The organism is Sulfurospirillum diekertiae (assembly GCF_002309535.1).
GTDB lineage: Bacteria > Campylobacterota > Campylobacteria > Campylobacterales > Sulfurospirillaceae > Sulfurospirillum > Sulfurospirillum diekertiae.
Window position 1 is genome coordinate 500,122 of sequence record NZ_CP023275.1, and the last position, 16,590, is coordinate 516,711.

Annotated in this window: 18 protein-coding genes; 12 read left to right on the forward strand and 6 right to left on the reverse strand. The window is 37.8% G+C overall.

The genetic code is table 11. The annotated features are described in order from the left end of the window. The 3 genes from SJPD1_RS02615 to nadD all read right to left on the reverse strand — a co-directional run bounded on the left by SJPD1_RS02615 (window position 1) and on the right by nadD (window position 3,434). Window positions 1-456 (reverse strand): hypothetical protein, encoded by a 456-nt coding sequence (locus SJPD1_RS02615; RefSeq protein WP_096045845.1) that lies wholly within the window; start codon window positions 454-456, stop codon window positions 1-3. Further along, a complete protein-coding gene (locus SJPD1_RS02620; protein WP_096045846.1) occupies window positions 456-2,363 on the reverse strand; it encodes a TonB-dependent receptor plug domain-containing protein in 1,908 nt (635 codons plus the stop codon). The genes SJPD1_RS02615 and SJPD1_RS02620 overlap by 1 nt, the downstream gene beginning before the upstream one ends. Before the next feature lie 189 nt (window positions 2,364-2,552). Beyond that, a complete protein-coding gene (nadD, locus tag SJPD1_RS02625; RefSeq protein WP_096045847.1) occupies window positions 2,553-3,434 on the reverse strand; it encodes a nicotinate (nicotinamide) nucleotide adenylyltransferase in 882 nt (293 codons plus the stop codon). A gap of 111 nt (window positions 3,435-3,545) precedes the next feature. Here nadD and gap point away from each other — a divergent pair, with 111 nt between their 5' ends. From gap to SJPD1_RS14475, 6 genes are read left to right on the forward strand one after another with little or no spacing between them, the layout of a single operon-like run. Continuing rightward, window positions 3,546-4,547 carry a type I glyceraldehyde-3-phosphate dehydrogenase gene (gene gap / locus SJPD1_RS02630; RefSeq protein ID WP_096045848.1) on the forward strand — a complete coding sequence of 334 codons (1,002 nt, stop codon included), beginning with the start codon at window positions 3,546-3,548 and terminating at the stop codon, window positions 4,545-4,547. 11 nt (window positions 4,548-4,558) lie between these two features. Then, entirely contained in the window at window positions 4,559-5,758 is a 1,200-nt protein-coding gene (locus tag SJPD1_RS02635; RefSeq protein WP_096045849.1) for a phosphoglycerate kinase, read from the forward strand. Window positions 5,759-5,760: 2 nt separating this feature from the next. After that, window positions 5,761-6,474 (forward strand): triose-phosphate isomerase, encoded by a 714-nt coding sequence (locus SJPD1_RS02640; protein WP_096045850.1) that lies wholly within the window; start codon window positions 5,761-5,763, stop codon window positions 6,472-6,474. A gap of 13 nt (window positions 6,475-6,487) precedes the next feature. Next, complete coding sequence (gene fabI / locus SJPD1_RS02645; protein WP_096045851.1) at window positions 6,488-7,309, forward strand: enoyl-ACP reductase FabI; 822 nt, start codon at window positions 6,488-6,490, stop codon at window positions 7,307-7,309. A 9-nt stretch (window positions 7,310-7,318) separates the two neighbouring features. Then, the gene (locus tag SJPD1_RS02650; protein WP_096045852.1) at window positions 7,319-8,284 is read left to right on the forward strand and encodes an ABC transporter permease; all 966 of its coding nucleotides are present in this window, start codon (window positions 7,319-7,321) and stop codon (window positions 8,282-8,284) included. A 22-nt stretch (window positions 8,285-8,306) separates the two neighbouring features. Next, complete coding sequence (locus SJPD1_RS14475) at window positions 8,307-8,459, forward strand: hypothetical protein (protein WP_167750141.1); 153 nt, start codon at window positions 8,307-8,309, stop codon at window positions 8,457-8,459. A gap of 55 nt (window positions 8,460-8,514) precedes the next feature. Here the strand turns inward: SJPD1_RS14475 and nusA are convergent, their stop codons facing one another. Further along, on the reverse strand, window positions 8,515-9,639 hold the full coding sequence (gene nusA / locus SJPD1_RS02655) for a transcription termination factor NusA (protein WP_096045853.1): 1,125 nt from the start codon (window positions 9,637-9,639) through the stop codon (window positions 8,515-8,517). 251 nt (window positions 9,640-9,890) lie between these two features. Here nusA and SJPD1_RS02660 point away from each other — a divergent pair, with 251 nt between their 5' ends. The 6 genes from SJPD1_RS02660 to SJPD1_RS02685 all read left to right on the forward strand — a co-directional run bounded on the left by SJPD1_RS02660 (window position 9,891) and on the right by SJPD1_RS02685 (window position 14,329). After that, window positions 9,891-10,133: an HP0268 family nuclease gene (locus SJPD1_RS02660; RefSeq protein WP_087437777.1), complete on the forward strand. Its 243-nt coding sequence runs from the start codon at window positions 9,891-9,893 to the stop codon at window positions 10,131-10,133. A 60-nt stretch (window positions 10,134-10,193) separates the two neighbouring features. After that, the gene (gene miaB, locus SJPD1_RS02665) at window positions 10,194-11,459 is read left to right on the forward strand and encodes a tRNA (N6-isopentenyl adenosine(37)-C2)-methylthiotransferase MiaB (RefSeq protein WP_245391479.1); all 1,266 of its coding nucleotides are present in this window, start codon (window positions 10,194-10,196) and stop codon (window positions 11,457-11,459) included. Next, complete coding sequence (locus tag SJPD1_RS02670) at window positions 11,440-12,075, forward strand: lysophospholipid acyltransferase family protein (protein ID WP_096045855.1); 636 nt, start codon at window positions 11,440-11,442, stop codon at window positions 12,073-12,075. The genes miaB and SJPD1_RS02670 overlap by 20 nt, the downstream gene beginning before the upstream one ends. Before the next feature lie 124 nt (window positions 12,076-12,199). Next, window positions 12,200-13,279: a hypothetical protein gene (locus SJPD1_RS02675; protein ID WP_096045856.1), complete on the forward strand. Its 1,080-nt coding sequence runs from the start codon at window positions 12,200-12,202 to the stop codon at window positions 13,277-13,279. After that, on the forward strand, window positions 13,276-13,797 hold the full coding sequence (locus SJPD1_RS02680) for a hypothetical protein (RefSeq protein WP_087437781.1): 522 nt from the start codon (window positions 13,276-13,278) through the stop codon (window positions 13,795-13,797). Before SJPD1_RS02675 ends, SJPD1_RS02680 begins: the two co-directional genes overlap by 4 nt. Then, window positions 13,790-14,329, forward strand: coding sequence for a hypothetical protein (locus SJPD1_RS02685; RefSeq protein ID WP_087437782.1), 540 nt, complete (start codon window positions 13,790-13,792; stop codon window positions 14,327-14,329). Before SJPD1_RS02680 ends, SJPD1_RS02685 begins: the two co-directional genes overlap by 8 nt. Here SJPD1_RS02685 and tilS read toward each other — a convergent pair. Continuing rightward, window positions 14,298-15,302: a tRNA lysidine(34) synthetase TilS gene (tilS, locus tag SJPD1_RS02690; protein ID WP_096045857.1), complete on the reverse strand. Its 1,005-nt coding sequence runs from the start codon at window positions 15,300-15,302 to the stop codon at window positions 14,298-14,300. The genes SJPD1_RS02685 and tilS overlap by 32 nt on opposite strands. Beyond that, a complete protein-coding gene (gene rimO / locus SJPD1_RS02695) occupies window positions 15,277-16,587 on the reverse strand; it encodes a 30S ribosomal protein S12 methylthiotransferase RimO (protein ID WP_096045858.1) in 1,311 nt (436 codons plus the stop codon). Before rimO ends, tilS begins: the two co-directional genes overlap by 26 nt. Window positions 16,588-16,590: the final 3 nt, after the last annotated feature.

The following is a 16,590-nucleotide window of genomic DNA, read 5'->3' on the forward strand; positions in this document are numbered from 1 at the left end:
TTAGATTCCTTCTATAAATTGATTGAAGGTTTGAGGCAAGACAATAGCCTTTTTATCAAGTCTATTTTTAATAAAAACAATATTAGGCCTACTCTTGTTCCAAAAAAGTGCTCCATAGTATTTGTCATCTGATAATAATTTACGATAGTTGTTTGTAAAAAAGAGTCTTTTAGTATTGTCACATAACGTCTCACGCTCTACCGTTTTATTGACAAAAACAAAGTTAGATGTTTCACATTTTTGAGTGAGCGTAAAATATTGAGAATAGACTTTCCTTTCCATTTCTGACATATTGGGAATAAAAAGTTTGATCTCTTCATGAAGAGAGGATGTTGCAATTTCAGAGATGATTTTTGCCTCAAGTTCTATCTCTTTGCTGTAAGGTTGAACCAAAAAAGTATAGTTTTCTGCTGACAAAAGGCCAAAAAAAGTTAAAAGGAGGATGAGTCTTTTCATTAGAAAACCCACCTAAAGGAGAAAGTAACACTTCGATCATTGTCATCTAATGCAAAATTGGTTCTTCCAAAGTTTTCTAAATACAGTGACTTTGTCGATTTATCTAAAATATTGCTAGCTTTGATACTATAACTCAAATCTTTTGTGACATGATAGGTCGCACCAAGGCTCATATCAAAGCTATCGGGAATATCAAGATTAAGGTATTCATAGCCATTTCGATAGATTACGGAAGTGAAATAATCAAACTTTTGATACCCACCCATAAATTTGATAAAACCGCCTTTGGTTGAGTTATTGACGGTCTCGCTCAAATTGGAAGTATAGTAATTGAGTTTAATTTTATCTCTATCGGAAAAGCTATACTCGTAGTCAAAAATAAGCCCATTTGTGGTGATAGTACGGTCAATATTGATAAATCCAACAGGGGTAAGATAGAGAAAATTATCCATATCAACATGATTATAGTTGATACCAAATTTGGAATCTCCTTTAGTATAAACTGCTTCGAGGGTATAGATATAATACTGCTGAGATTTTAGATTGGGTTTGGTTCTATCTGCATAATCGACATTATAAAAAGATGGAGGAAGGGCTGTTTGAGTATAAAAACTTTTAAACCCCCAATTTTCGGTTGGGGTATAGATAGCGCCAACTCTCAAAAGCGTTTCTGTGCTGTCTTGCAGGTAGGCATTACGATCATAGGAATCAAGTTTTGCATTAGCCACTAAAATAAGTGTATCGTTTAGTTTATAATTGTCTTGAAAGAGTACCGATGAAGTAGTCTCTTCATCAAAAGCGTTATAGTTTCCTACATTGCGTGTTTGATTCATGAAATTGGTGGTTTCACGGTTTTGCACATCATAGGTTTTATTTTTAACATTGAGTGCCGCGATGAATGTGTTGTCTTCAACATCAAATGATTTAGAAAGATAAGCATTGGTTTTGACAAAACGTAGATCTTCGTTAAAATTTTTAGGAATGGTAGCTCCAAGATTGGAGAAATTTAAAACGGGGATGAGTCCTATACCTTGTGTATTTGCTTCATCATAACTTCGATCATTTACATCGACAGAGAGGTTGGCTTTAAGCGACTTGTCATCTAGAAAATAGTGTGTATAGTTAATGAAAAAATCTTTAGAAAGATTTTGCCCACTATCAGGCGTGGCATCAAGGGCGAGTCCCGCATAATTATTTTTAGAAACATCCGTATAGCCCATGTTGATTTTTGTGGTCTCATTACTAATGTCAGTATAAAGATATTTTTTATCACCATTGGTATTAAGTTTGTGACCATCGTAAAGTGTAGTGTGTTTAATCTGTTCATGGTTGAGAAACATTAAATAAGACCAACCATTTTCCAAACTTGAAGAGTTGGTAAAACTTTCTGAATGAGAACCTTTTGTTGTGACCAATCCATTGAGTTCAGAGCCATTCTCTTTCAGCGCTGATTTGGTGTAAATACGTACAAAATAGATACCGGTTTCATTGCCAAAGGAAAAGGAACTTTCACCGTAATAAATCTCAACGTGATCAACAAAATCTAAAGGTAAATCGCTCCAAGAGAGTGAAGTGGATTGATCGTAACCTGAACTGATTTCATGGTCATTAATAAAAAATCTAAAAAAGCCACTGGTGGTTGTTTTAGAACCGATCAGAGAGTAATTGGTCAAGCCAAATTGGTTGGTATTAACGTTAAGAAGAGGGAGTTCTTTTAAAATATCATTGAGTTTTGTGTATTGCATCAATCGAATTTCTTTTTGCGAATAAATAATAACATGTCCAATTTTTTCATTGACCGTTTGCAATGAATTATCGGAAGTTGTTTTATATTCTTGGAGTAAAGAGTCGAGTGAGTCAGCTAAAAGTAGACCGACACTTAATGCAATCAATAAAATAATTTTCATCTGTTTATTCAGTGATTCCTTCTATTTGATACTATATGCATATGGGACATATTAGTATAGGGAAGAAGAGCTTAATACTATATTTTTATATCACAAAAAGATTACAAGGCTGAGGATGGTTTATTTTACTTGTTTGGGAAGCAGTGAAAATCAAATAGCTTTAAATTACATGTAAAGAGAAGGCGTAGACTATTCTACGCTTCTTACTTTTTTCATTTCTTCTTCTCTCTCTTTGAGAAAGAGTTCTAAGTTATATTTGAGACGATATTGCGGTGTCATAAGGTGAATGAGAACATCGCCCATATCAATCACTGTCCAGTTGTCATCAGCATCAACATTTAAAAAACTTTCACCTGCGCCTTTAAGCTCTGTTTTGAGATGATCTAAAAGTGAAAGCCCGTGTCGCTCACCCATTGTCGTTGCTATAACAACAGTGTTAACAAAATAATCTTTGCCACTCATATCAAATACTTGTATATCTTCTGCTTTTTTGTCGCTTAGAGCAGTTACGATTCTTTCAATTCTATTATCCATTGGATTCCTTGTATAAAACGCTATCACTTCATTTTTGATGGCTTTTGGAATAAATCTTGGGTCCAAAAATGAGCGGAGCTTTGAAGAACTGATATTAACATTAATTGGTAAAATTTTCAAGCCTTTTGGAGGAGTAAACTCTCCTCTTGGTGCTACAACAAATTCAACAAGGTTACAAAGCTCATCGTAGCGGTTCCATTTAGGAAGTGCAGAAAAACTATCACTTCCAACGAGCAAAAAGAGTTTAGCTCCTGGGTACAAACGCTTTACATGTAAAACAGTTTCGATGGTGGGAACTTGTCTTTTTTGATCACATTCATATGAAAAAATTTCGACTTTCTCCATACCTTCAAACATCTTAGCCAGCCATTTTTGGCGCATAGCAGCGGGAGCACAAAAACTTTCTTTAAAAGGGCTGAGGTACGTAGTAACAACTAAAAGCTTATCAATATCAAGAATTTCAAGGGCTTTTTTAACAATGAGTTCGTGTCCAGAGTGAGGAGGATCGAAAGAACCTCCAAAGATAGCTATGTTCAACTGTAAGACTCCATGTACTTTAAACTTTTTTATACATCATTTTTGCTAAAATAATTCGCTTTTCTAAAAGCTAGATGGATTAAAACGACTATTATATCAAAAGGAATACCTATGGCACTCAAAATTGCTATAAATGGATTTGGTCGCATTGGAAGATGCGTTGCTAGAATTATTGATTCACGCGATGACGTTGAGCTTGTATGTGTGAATGACACAGCTGAACGTGCTACCACAAAACAACTACTTAAATACGATAGTGTCCATGGCGTTTTCCAAGGTCACGTTGAATTACTTGAAAATGATTATATGCAAATGGGAAAATCAAAAGTGAAGATGTTCTCAACCCGTGATGCCAAAGAACTTAATTTTGCAGATTATGGTGTGGATGTCGTTCTTGAATGTACAGGAGCACTGTTAACCCAAAAAGATATGCAGGTGTTTATCGACAATGGTGTCAAAAAAGTGGTACTCTCTGCCCCGGCAAAAGATGATACACCCACTTTCGTTTTAGGTGTCAATGAACATACCTATGCAGGGCAAGCCATTGTCTCCAATGCTAGCTGTACTACAAATTGTCTAGGACCTGTTGCCAAAGTGCTTGATGATGCGTTTGGCATTGACAAAGGGTTAATGACAACGGTTCACTCGTATACGAATGATCAAAATATTTTAGATGTGAAACACCGTAAAAATGATTTACGTCGTGCACGTGCAGCGGCGGTTAATATGATCCCAACGAGTACGGGTGCAGCCAAAGCAATCGGCTTGGTTCTCCCACACCTTAAAGGACGTTTACATGGACAAAGCGTTCGTGTTCCAACACCTAATGTTTCTATGGTTGATCTGAACGTTGTCCTTAAAAAAGAGACAACCAAAGAAGAGATCAACGCGCTTTTTACGGAGCATGCTAACGGAAAACTCAAAGGTATTTTGGAAGTTGATGTTGAACAAAGAGTTTCTCAAGATTTCGTGACTACATCATGGAGCTCCATTGTTGCCGTTGATTTGACACAAGTGATTTGTGGCAATATGGTTAAAGTAATGGCGTGGTATGACAATGAGTGGGGCTATTCGACACGTTTGATCGATATGGCTGTTCACGTAAGTAAATAAAAGGATAGGGAATGATTCGCTCTATTAGAGATTTGGATATTGAAGGTAAAAAAGTTTTTATTCGTTGTGATTTCAATGTGCCTTTAGATGAGTTTACCAATATTACGGACGATAGACGTGTACGCTCAGCGATCCCTACCATTCGTTATTGTTTAGATCATGGTTGCTCTATCATTTTGGCAAGTCACTTGGGTCGCCCCAAGGGTGCCGTGGATGAGAAATATTCACTTGCCCCCGTCCAAATGAGACTCAAACGTCTTTTAGACAAAGAAGTTGTTTTGGCTGCCGATGTGATTGGTAAAGATGCAACAGAAAAAGCAGCGGCGCTTCAGCCGGGTGAAATTTTACTTTTAGAAAATCTTCGTTTCAGCAAAGGTGAAACAGCCAATGACGAAGAGTTTGCAAAAGCGCTGGCGGATATGGCAGAAGTGTACATTAACGATGCCTTTGGTGTATGTCATCGTGCACATGCTTCCGTTGAAGCGATTACCCACTATTTTAATGAAAAAAGTTCTGCAGCAGGATTTCTCCTTCAAAAAGAGGTTGAATTTTCTAAGAACCTTCTTCGTCGTCCAACACGTCCCTTTGTCGCCGTTGTCGGTGGTAGTAAAGTCAGTGGTAAACTTCAAGCGCTGGTTAACTTGCTCCCACGTGTCGATAAACTCGTTATTGGTGGCGGTATGGCATTTACATTCTTAAAAGCGCAAGGACTCGACATTGGCAATTCAATCGTTGAAGATGAGTTGCTGGATGAAGCAAACCGCGTTATGGAAGAGGCTAAACGTTTAGGGGTAAAAATTTACCTTCCAGTGGACGTTGTTGCTGCGCAAACATGCTCTCAAGATGCTACGATTAAGTTCGTTACCGTTCAAGAAATTCCAAAAGGTTGGATGGGCTTGGACATTGGACCTGCAACATCACGACTCTTTAGAGAAGCACTCGCAGATGCACAAACGATTCTTTGGAATGGTCCAATGGGTGTTTTTGAGCTTGAGAAATTCTCGAAAGGTAGTTTCAAAATGTCTCATGTGATTGCAGAAGCCCATGCAACAACGGTTGTGGGTGGTGGCGATACCGCAGATGTGGTGGCGCGCGCTGGCGATGCCGATGAGATGACATTTATCTCTACCGGTGGTGGGGCAAGTTTAGAGCTTATTGAGGGTAAAGAACTTCCGGGCGTTAAAGTTTTAAGTAAAGATGAGACTGAGTAAGCATGATTATTGCTTCAAATTTCAAAACAAACTACACCAGAGGTGCAGCGAAGGCTTTTATCCAAGAGATTCAAGCCTTTATTTCTAACACAAAAAGTGAACAACAGGTACGTATTTTTGCACCCTTTACGGCATTGGATCATTTTGATGAAGTATCCACTCTCAAGGTGGGTGCACAAAACTTTTATCCGGTGCAGAGTGGTTCGTATACAGGCGAAATTGGCTTTGAACAGCTTGAAGAATTTGGTATTGATACGGTGCTTATTGGGCATAGTGAGAGACGTCATATTCTTAAAGAATCGCAAAGTTTTATCGCTGCGAAATATGATTTTGCAAAAGCAAGAGAAGTAGAAATTGTCTATTGTATTGGTGAACCTGCTGAAATTCGTGTGCAAGGCATTGATGCCGTGATGAGCTATCTTTGGGAGCAGTTTGAGGGTATTGAAATTAATTATGACAAACTCATCATTGCGTACGAGCCTGTTTGGGCAATTGGTACAGGGTTGAGCGCTAGTTTAGAAGACATTGAAGAAGTTTTAACACGACTTCGTGAAAAACTCTGCACGCCTTTGTTGTATGGTGGTAGTGTTAAAGTTGATAATATAAATACTATTTTACATGTAAAAGCATGTGATGGTGTTTTAGTAGGAACAGCGAGTTGGAATGAAAAAGCATTTTGCGAGATGATTCATATCGCAGATAATGTAACAAAATAAGAGGAGTTTGAGAATGATCATGAAAGGCAAAAAAGGTCTTATTGTAGGTATCGCCAATAATAAATCAATTGCATATGGGATTGCAAAAGCATGTAAAGAACAAGGTGCAGAGTTAGCATTTACGTATTTAAATGAACAATTAGAAAAAAGAGTACGTCCGATTGCTGAAGAGTTTGGTTGTGACAAAGTGTATGAGCTTGACATCAATAATCCAGCACATTTGGAAGCATTAACGGCTTCATTAGAAAAAGACTTTGGCAAGATCGATTTTGTGGTTCACTCCGTTGCGTATGCTCCTAAAGAGGCATTGACAGGTAGATTTGTCGATACTACCAAAGAAGCCTTTGATATTGCTCTTGGTACATCAGCCTATTCATTGGTTTCACTCTCACGCGCATGTTTACCAGCGATGAACGATAATGGCTCTATTTTGACTTTAACGTACTTGGGTGGACCTCGTTATGTACCTCACTACAATGTAATGGGCGTTGCAAAAGCGGCATTAGAATCGTGTGTACGTTACCTTGCCGTTGATCTTGGACGTCGAGGAATTCGTGTGAATGCGATTAGTGCAGGTCCTATCAAAACATTGGCAGCCAGTGGTATTGGTGATTTTAGAATGATCTTGAATTGGAATGAGATCAATGCCCCTCTTCGCAAAAATGTAACGACCGATGAAGTGGGTAACAGCGGTATGTATCTTTTAAGCGATCTCTCAAGCTGTGTAACCGGTGAAGTTCACTATGTTGATGCAGGATACAGCATTATGGGTATGGGTATGGATGAAACTGATGCAGAAGGTCATACCGTACTGGCCTGGGATAATCAAAAATAAGGTAAACACATGAAATTAGTGCTGCAAAAACTTGGATATGTAGTACTAATGCTCTGTATCATCTCGTTAATCTCTTTTGGAGCAATTCATCTTGCTCCAAACTCTTTCTTTGCCAGTGGTGAACTCAATCCTAACATTACACCAGAAGCATTAGAGCAACTCAAACACGTTTATGGACTTGATCAATCTTTGCCCGCACAATTTTTTGCATGGTTTAAAGCGATGCTCCAGCTAGACTTCGGTATCTCGTTTGCTAGTGGCAAGGCTGTGCGCGATGAAATTCTAGAGCGACTTCCTATCACCCTTTTGATGAATGTTGTTAGTTTAATTTTCGTCTTTATACTGGCTTTGTATTGGGGTATAAAATCTGCTATGAAACAATCAAGCCTTTATGATAAAAGCATCAAACAGTTTGCCCTTATCAGCTACGCAATGCCTTCGTTTTACCTCTCTTTGTTGTTGGTTATTCTTCTCTCGGTACAGTGGAAACTGTTTCCTATCTCAGGATTGCACTCACAAGGCATTAGTGGAAATGGTATTGTTTACATGGCGGATATGGCATGGCATTTAGCCTTACCAATCTTTGTAATGGTCTTTGGTGGGCTTGGAAGTTTGATTTTGTATGTGCGAAGTTTGACACTCAATATTTTAAAAAGTGACTATATCTTTTTTGCCAAAAGTAGGGGTATTGAGGGAAGGGCACTTTTAATGCGTTTTATTTTGCCGAATCTCTCACCTCCCATTGTGACGATTCTAGGACTTTCGCTGCCAGGACTTATCGGGGGTAGTGTGATTTTGGAGTCTATTTTTGCGATTAATGGCATGGGACTCTTGTTTTATCAAAGTGCATTGAGCAGGGATTATCCTGTGATTATGGGAATACTGATTATTTCATCTTTTTTGACTTTATTTGGCAATATGATTGCCGATTTGATTTTAACAAAACTCAATCCTCATTTTAAACGACGAGGATAAATAATTTTAAAAGGAGCCAACAATGAAAAATATTCTTTTAGTGCTAGTAACCGTTTTATTAATGAGTGGCTGTGCGACATGGGGTGGTATTAAAAAAGATGCTAAAGATGGCGCCCAATGGACCAAAGAGAAGGTCAATCATGGTGCTGAATACGTGAAAGAAAAGACAGAGTAAGTTTGCAAAAAAGTTTTACATGTAAAGCAAAAAAGCTTTACATGTAAAGAAGTTCTTAAAGTCCGCCAAAAAGGTTTTTAAGGGCGTTTGGATCACGTTGTTCTGCTTGTTCATCACTGCTTGCATCACTGTTTGCAGTTGTTCCACCCGATTCGACCAATTCAATTTCAAATCCTGTTAACATCGAAGTAAGACGAATATTGATGCCATTCTTACCAATTGCTTTTGATTTTTGATCGCTTGGAAGCGTTACAATGGCTTTACCATTTTGAATTTTGACATTGGAAATAATCGCAGGAGAAAGAGCACGTGCGATGAAGATTTCAGGAATATTGGAGTATTCGATACAGTCAATATTTTCATTATGTAACTCTTTACTGACCGCATTAATTCTCACACCTTTTGTACCGACAGTTGCCCCAACAGCGTCAATATTAGGGTGCAATGAACTGAGTGCTACTTTTGCGCGTTCTCCTGGAATTCTAGCACTGCCAATAATCTTAATGAGTTCATCTTTGATCTCAGGAACTTCAAGTTCTAAAAGAGATTCTAAAAATTTTGGACTGGTACGAGAAAGTTCGACATACATTCCTTGTGTTTTATCAATGAGAACTTTACGAATGACACTTTTGACCACGTTGCCGACTTTAAATTTTTCACCTTTGATACGGTTTTTGCGTGGCAATACCGCTCTAATTTCTTCAATTTCAATATAGGTATTTTCATCGTTATCAACGCGCACGACAGATCCAAAAACAGTTTTGCCTACAAGTTTTTGATATTTTTCAAAAATATTGTTTTCAAGGAGACGTTGAATGTGGTATTCAAGCTCTTTTTGAAGCGTTGCTGCTGCGGTTCTTCCTAGATTATCAAGTGGCAATTCATAGGTAAGTTCATCACCAATTTCGATCTCTGGGTCAACCTCTTTAGCATCTTTAATAGCAATAAAATTTTCATTACCTTCTAAAAGTCTTGTATCATCAGGTTCAACGACAATGACTTTTTGATAGAGTTTAAGTGTTTTAGTGGCTGGGTCTATTTCTGCGCCATATTCGTATTCTGCGCCATAAATTCTTTTGGCTGTTTTGACAAGAGCAAGTGTAACGGTATTTTTAACTTCGTTAATATCCAACCCTTTTTCATGGGCAATAGATTCTATAATGTCTATAATTTTTTCCATAGGTTTCCTTAATAAAGATACGTATTTTTATATCATGGTGTAATCGCAATGATGAAAAATCAAAAATGGAAATTTAAACGATTGCGGTGAAGAGTAAGGATTATAACTAAAATCTTCTTTTATTTTTCTTTATGAGAAGGTGGTTGTTTGCTTTTAATGAGGAATTTATTGAAATTAAAGTATACTTCGCGATATATCTTTGTGCGTGTTGTACACATACGATAATTTTTGCGATAGAAAAGAGGTTTACAATGGAAATCAAATTAGCACGAAATGAAATTAATGGAAAACCAAAGACAATTACATTGGAGAAAGTGACCGAGATTATTGAAAAAGAGGGACAAAAGATCTTCTATTTTGATAAAGAAAACTCTCATAAAGACCTCGTAAGCTTGGTAGAACACTTTGAAGCACAAGGGTTTAGTGTCTATTTAAGAGATATTCGCTACGGTTTGGGTGAGAGCGATTATATGTACGAAGTACACATTCTTTAAGGCTATATTTTGGGTATTTTAGAGGAAAAGAAACTTTATATAGAAACACTTGGTTGCGCGATGAATGTGCGAGATTCTGAGCACATTATCGCCGAACTAGGTGATAAAGAAAATTATGTCTTGACCAATAGTCTGCAAGAGGCAGATCTTATTTTGGTCAACACATGTAGTGTACGTGAAAAGCCTGTGAGTAAACTGTTTTCAGAGATTGGTAAGTATAACCTTCAAAAAAAAGAGGGTGCAAAAATTGGTGTATGCGGATGTACCGCAAGCCACTTAGGAAAAGAGATTTTTAGACGGGCTCCCTATGTGAGTTTTGTCATTGGAGCACGTAATGTCTCCAAAATCTCCACTGCCGTTAATACCGAAAAATTTTTAAGTGTCGACACCGATTATGATGAGAGTACGTACGCTTTTGGCGAGTATCGCAATAGTCTTTACAAAGCGTATGTGAATATCTCCATTGGGTGTGATAAAAAATGTACCTACTGCATCGTCCCGCAAACGAGAGGCGATGAGATATCCATTCCTGCAGAATTGATTGTCAATGAAGCACGCAAAGCTGCTCAAAATGGGGCTAAAGAGATTTTCTTACTCGGTCAAAATGTAAACAATTATGGCAGACGTTTTAGCGGTAACGTAGAGCGTTCCATGGATTTTTCAGACCTACTTAACCTTATCAGTGAAATCCCCGAAGTAGAGCGCATTCGTTTTACTTCTCCCCATCCCCTGCATATGGATGATAAATTTTTAGAGACTTTTGCCAATAATCCAAAAGTATGTAAGTCAATGCACATGCCATTGCAGAGTGGTTCCACGCATATCTTAGAGCAGATGAAACGGGGTTATAGCAAAGAGTGGTTTTTAAATAGAGCTTTAAAACTTCGTGAAATGATTCCTGATGTCTCTATTAGTACCGATATTATTGTCGCTTTTCCAGGGGAAAGTGATGCCGATTTTGAAGATACACTGGATGTCATGCGACACGTGAAATTTGAACAGATTTTCGCCTTTAAATACTCGCCAAGACCTCTAACCAAAGCGGCAGAGTTTACCAATCAAATCGATTCGGAAGTAGGGTCACAGCGCTTAGAGCGATTACAACTTTTACAAGATGAAATTTTAGATGAGATTGCCGCGAAAAACCTCAATAAAATTTATCCTGTTTATATTGATGAACTGCGTAATAGTGGTTTTTTAGCAGGACGAAGTGATAATAATGCACTGGTTCAGATTAAAGGTGATGAGAGTTTATTGGGACAAACCGTAAATATCAAAATTACCAACCCAAAACGTCTCTCCCTCTATGGCGAAATTGTTCTCTAAAGAGTTTAAACGTAAACTCTTAGTGTGGATTGTTCCACCTCTTATTTATGCATTGATTAAACTTTTATTCTTTACATGTAAAAAGAAATTTTATCGTCCGCAGAATGGTTCTGCTACGCCGAGTATCTATGTTTTGTGGCATGGCGAGATACTGATGGCAGCCGCAGCTTACACATACTATACGAAACGTGTAGAGGCTGATACCATTGTCAGTAGTCATTTTGATGGTGAATTGGCCGCAAGGCTAATGCAGCTTTTTGGTGGAGGAACGATACGTGGAAGCTCATCCAAGGGAGGGGCTTCTGTTTTAAGGCAGGCGTTAAAGTCACTTCAAAAAGGACGCGATATCGCTCTCACCCCTGATGGACCAAGAGGGCCAAGACACAGTGTAGCCGATGGTGCCGCAGTGCTTGCAATGATGAAAAAAGTACCGATTATTACCATGAATTGCAATCCAACCTCGTATTGGAGCATGAAGAGTTGGGATCACTTTTGTATTCCTAAACCATTTTGTACGATAGAATTCTATTTTGGTAATCCTTTCTATGTTCATGAACTCTCACTTGAAGAGGCAAAATCATTGATCCAAAAGCGACTTTTAGAGCATGCGGTGTAAGTCCCTTTGGGGATATGGTATTACTTTTGCTTGATATTTTACAAAACTTAAGCAATATTAGTCTAATATATAGTATCAATTCAAATTAACACAAGAGTCGTAATGTGAACAAAGAGTCAGTAATATGGGCATAAGAACTGTTCTTCAGAAAAAATTTCAGAACCTTTTTGTGGCTATTGTGTTAAGTGAAACAGAATGTACATTAAGTTGTAAGGTACTTAAAAATGGTGCCATTATTAGAACTTTTTCCAAAACATTTGAGTTGACTCCTCCACTTGACGCGCTTGATAAATCACTTGAAAATTATCTGATTTCTTTGCAAGAAGAGTATCAATTCGTGTATATCGCTTTTTTATTAAGCTCTTTAGGACAAGGTGCTATCTCGGGAACAGGCAATACAAGTTTTCATAAGCATAATGTTGATTTACAAAATGTTCATCATGTTGCTATGTTTAACCAATGGTCAGCATACGCATCATATATTGAAATTAAATGGGCAAAAAACCTTTTTTCTGAAGTAGGACTTGATCTTGTATATTCGCCTTTTATTATACTCAGTGATTTTGTTGTTTCCCAAAAGCTTAAAAATAAACCAACCTGTTATATTTTAAATTGCCAAGATTTTTTTGTTTTAGCCATTTTTGAGGCGAAACAGCTTCACTTTGGAGCCTTTTTTAAGACACAAAGCGATATTTCATTTACACGCAGTAACGATGTCAACGATTGGGAAAATGAGCAAGAAGAAGATGATATTGTTAGTTCTGATGAGATGCCAGAAATCAGTGCTGAAGAGCACGAAGATACCGAGCATGAAGGTATAGAAGAACTCAGTGAATTTGGGGAATTAGGCGAATTGGAAGATATTGATGATTTACGCTCCACTGACTCCTTTTCAGATATTGATGACAAAGCAATAAGTCCTTATAAAGAGATGAAGGATGTTAAAGAAGAAGATATGAGCCTAGAGCTTTATGGGCGCGATCTTTTAGTGTACAAATATCTCAAATCATCGCTTGAAGAGTATTATCATAACCCTTTGTATGTGAGTGAATTTATTGATGAGATTATCATTTTTGATGGCTATGAGATTAGTTCTGATTTAATTCGTCAACTTGAAGATGAATTGATGATGGATGTTGAAATCCATAAAGTAGACGTCAGTGATCGTATGTGCGATATAGCTATAAAAGAGGTTTTTAAATGAGACTAAGTTTCATAGCACCACGCGCAAAACCTTTCTTTTCACTCTTTAGTAAGATGTGGCTTGTTTTTATTAGCTTGATGTCCTGCTTTATGATTATTTTCAATTTTTATATCGTGATCGAGATGAGCTCTTTTAAACATGGTGTCGTTGATTTGACGAAAGAGCGTGAAATGCTAGAGAAAAAAATTGATGAAGATGATGAATCTATCGGTCTTATTTTGCGCCAAAAAGCGATTTCTGAAGAGATCTTTTCCAATAATACCCTGCTTAAAGAGAGTATGAAAAATCTTTTTGATTTAGTTCCGGATCAAATTACGCTGAATAAAGTTCAAATGGAGCGAAACTCACTTATTTTATACGGTGTCTCACCAACACAAGACACTTTTAATTTCTTGTTAGCAGCTCCTTTAAAATCAATTTTTCACACGAGCAATACGACATTTTATTTAACCAAAGAGGGTTGGTATAATTTTGTGAGCATCAATAAAATTCTTGGCGAGGATGGTTTCCGTGAATAGCCTTGATAGAAGCTTAGAAAAAATAGATATTATGAAATTGCTCATTTTTTTGATGGTGTTTATCATCATTACCTTTAGTTTTGTTTTCTTACTCATTATTCCTAATGTAAAAGAGCATCGTGTTCTTCAAGCAGAATATAAACGGGTCTTGGTGCATAAAACCAGAGTTGAGAACCTTTTCTTAGAGCGAGAAGCAGAGCTTTCCAAACTCAAAGCAGAAAATGTCCATATAATGAGTGCGTTCAAGCATCCTTTTACACAAGAAGAGTTTATTCGTTATGCGGGAACATTCTTTAAGCAAGTTTCTTTAACAGAAGTAACCAAATCAGACTATAAAAAAGAGTTTGTTGAGTACGAGCTCAATGTAACATCAACATTGAAAACACCCACAAATTTTTATAACTTTTTAGAGGGACTTAACCGCTATTCCAGTATTGTTCAAGCAGATTTCCCTATTCATTTAGAATCTGGAAAAGAGAATATTAGCTCTACCTTTAAGATTAAAGTGTATGATCTAAACGCAACGCGCTAAGATCAATATGCGAAGTAAAGAGGTAAGAGCGAATCTTTGAAGGAATGCGTGCTTGACGGCACCTCTCTTTAAATTTTTTATCCATAGCTTGCTTGAGATACGGTGCTATCAAAATCATTTTTTCTTCAAAACAGACTGCAATTTTTCCACCCACCACACAGCTCTTCGTTTTTAAAATCTCATCCCTTTGCGCTTTTGATAAGAGAATACCGAGGAGTTTGACTATTTTATCAATATGACGAATATTGATCAGGTCATCTTCATCTTTGGGAAGGAGAAATAAGTCTTTGATGCGAGTAGCCTGATGGGGTAAAAGACGTTTAGCATCTTCTTCCATATAGCGAAAACTTTTAGCGATACCCTCCTCATAATTTTCGATCAACGGATTGGCATAGTGATGGCGAAATTGGTTGCGTACATGTTTGAAAGAGGTGTTGCTTTCGTCAGTAAAGTAAGTAATTTTATAATTTTCAAGATAGGCTTGAAGTGTTTTTTTGTTGACATGTAAAAGAGGTCGGATCATCGTGTAATGCTCTCGCTCTTCTATCTCTTGCATACCCAATAATTCAACAAGCCCAGCACCACGAGTTAGCTGCATTAAAAACCATTCAAGTTTATCGTTTAAATGGTGTGCGCTTAAAAGTGAATTGTAGCCATGTTCTTGGATGATGTTTTCAAAAAAGGTATAACGCTCTTTCCTCGCAGAGTGTTCAAAATTGGCATTTTCAAGTTTACATGTAAAGGTGAAAAGTTGTTTATTGTAAGTATCGGCAAGTTTTTTTGCATACGCTTCTTCGACGTCACTTTGCTCTCTTGTTTGATAATTCACATGGGCAATATCAAAAGGGATATTCTGCTCAAGCAGTAAAAAGAAGAGGGCGGTAGAGTCTCCACCGCCTGAGAATGCCAAAAGATTTTTGGATGTTTTAAGAAGGTCAATCGTTGCGTTATGCAACAGAGGTAATGGTTGCAATGAGTTGATCTCCCGCACACTCCGTAATCGTTGCACGGTAGCAAAGGCCTACTTCAATGTTCTCAATATCGGAGTCATTAACCAAGACTTCGCCATCAATGCTCGGTGCCCAGAGAAGCTCGCGTGCGCCCATAAAAAACTCATGCTCGCTACTTTCTCCTTCAACCAAGATGATCACCTCTTTGCCGACCTCTTTTTCAAAACTTTTTTTCGTTTTGGCTTGGACGAGTTTGTCAAGTTGTTTAATGCGTTTATTGATCGTTTTGGTGTCGATTTTTTCATCCATTTCATAAGCGGAAGTGTCTTCTTCATCGGAATAGGCAAAGATGTTCACACGATCAAAATCAAACGTTTTGGTGAAGTCCAAAAGCTCTTGAAACTCTGCTTCACTTTCACCCGGGTGACCCACAATAAAGCTGGTGCGAATAAAGCTATTGGGCGCTTGGCGCATAAGGTTAAGTTGCTCAATGATACGCTCACGTCCAGCCCCTCGTTTCATACGTTTAAGCATAGAATCGCTGATGTGTTGGATCGGCATATCAAAGTAATTATGAAAGAGGGGAGAGCTAATAATGCGCTCAATTAAAGCATTGGATGTTGTCGTTGGATAAAGATATAAAATGCGCGCACTTTTCACGCCTTCGATTTGCTCTACGGCCTCAATGAGTTTAATCAAACCCTCTTTTTCGCCCACATCACGAAGAAAGGAGCTACTATCCTGCGAGATAAAGCTAAAATCATAAAAACCTTTTGAAACGAGTGCTTTGACCTCTTTCACTAAAGATTCCAATGTTCGAGAATGGAGTTTGCCTTTAAAGCCAGGAATAGCGCAAAAGCTACACGCTTGATTACAGCCTTCGGAAAGTTTGACATACGCATGTGCATTTGAGCCTGTAATAATACGTTCTTCTTCGTTTAAAAGGTATGTTGCAGGGCTAAAACGGTTTTGGCGAAGTGCGATGATTTCATCAATTTTATCATAATCCCCCACGCCCGTAAACAGATCAACCTCTTTGAGCTCTTTCGTCAAATCTTCTTTGTAGCGTTCGGTAAGGCAGCCTGCCATCACAAGCAACGAGCCTTTTTTACGGGCTTCATGCAGTGAAAAAATGGTGTTAAGACTCTCTTCTTTCGCAGGTCCAATGAAGCCACACGTATTGACGATCAAGACATCGGCCTGACTTGGGTCATCGCACATTTCATAGGCTTGAAGTTTGCCAAGCATGACTTCACTGTCAACGAGATTTTTGTTGCAGCCAAGTGAGACTAAATGTAGTTTTTTCAATGT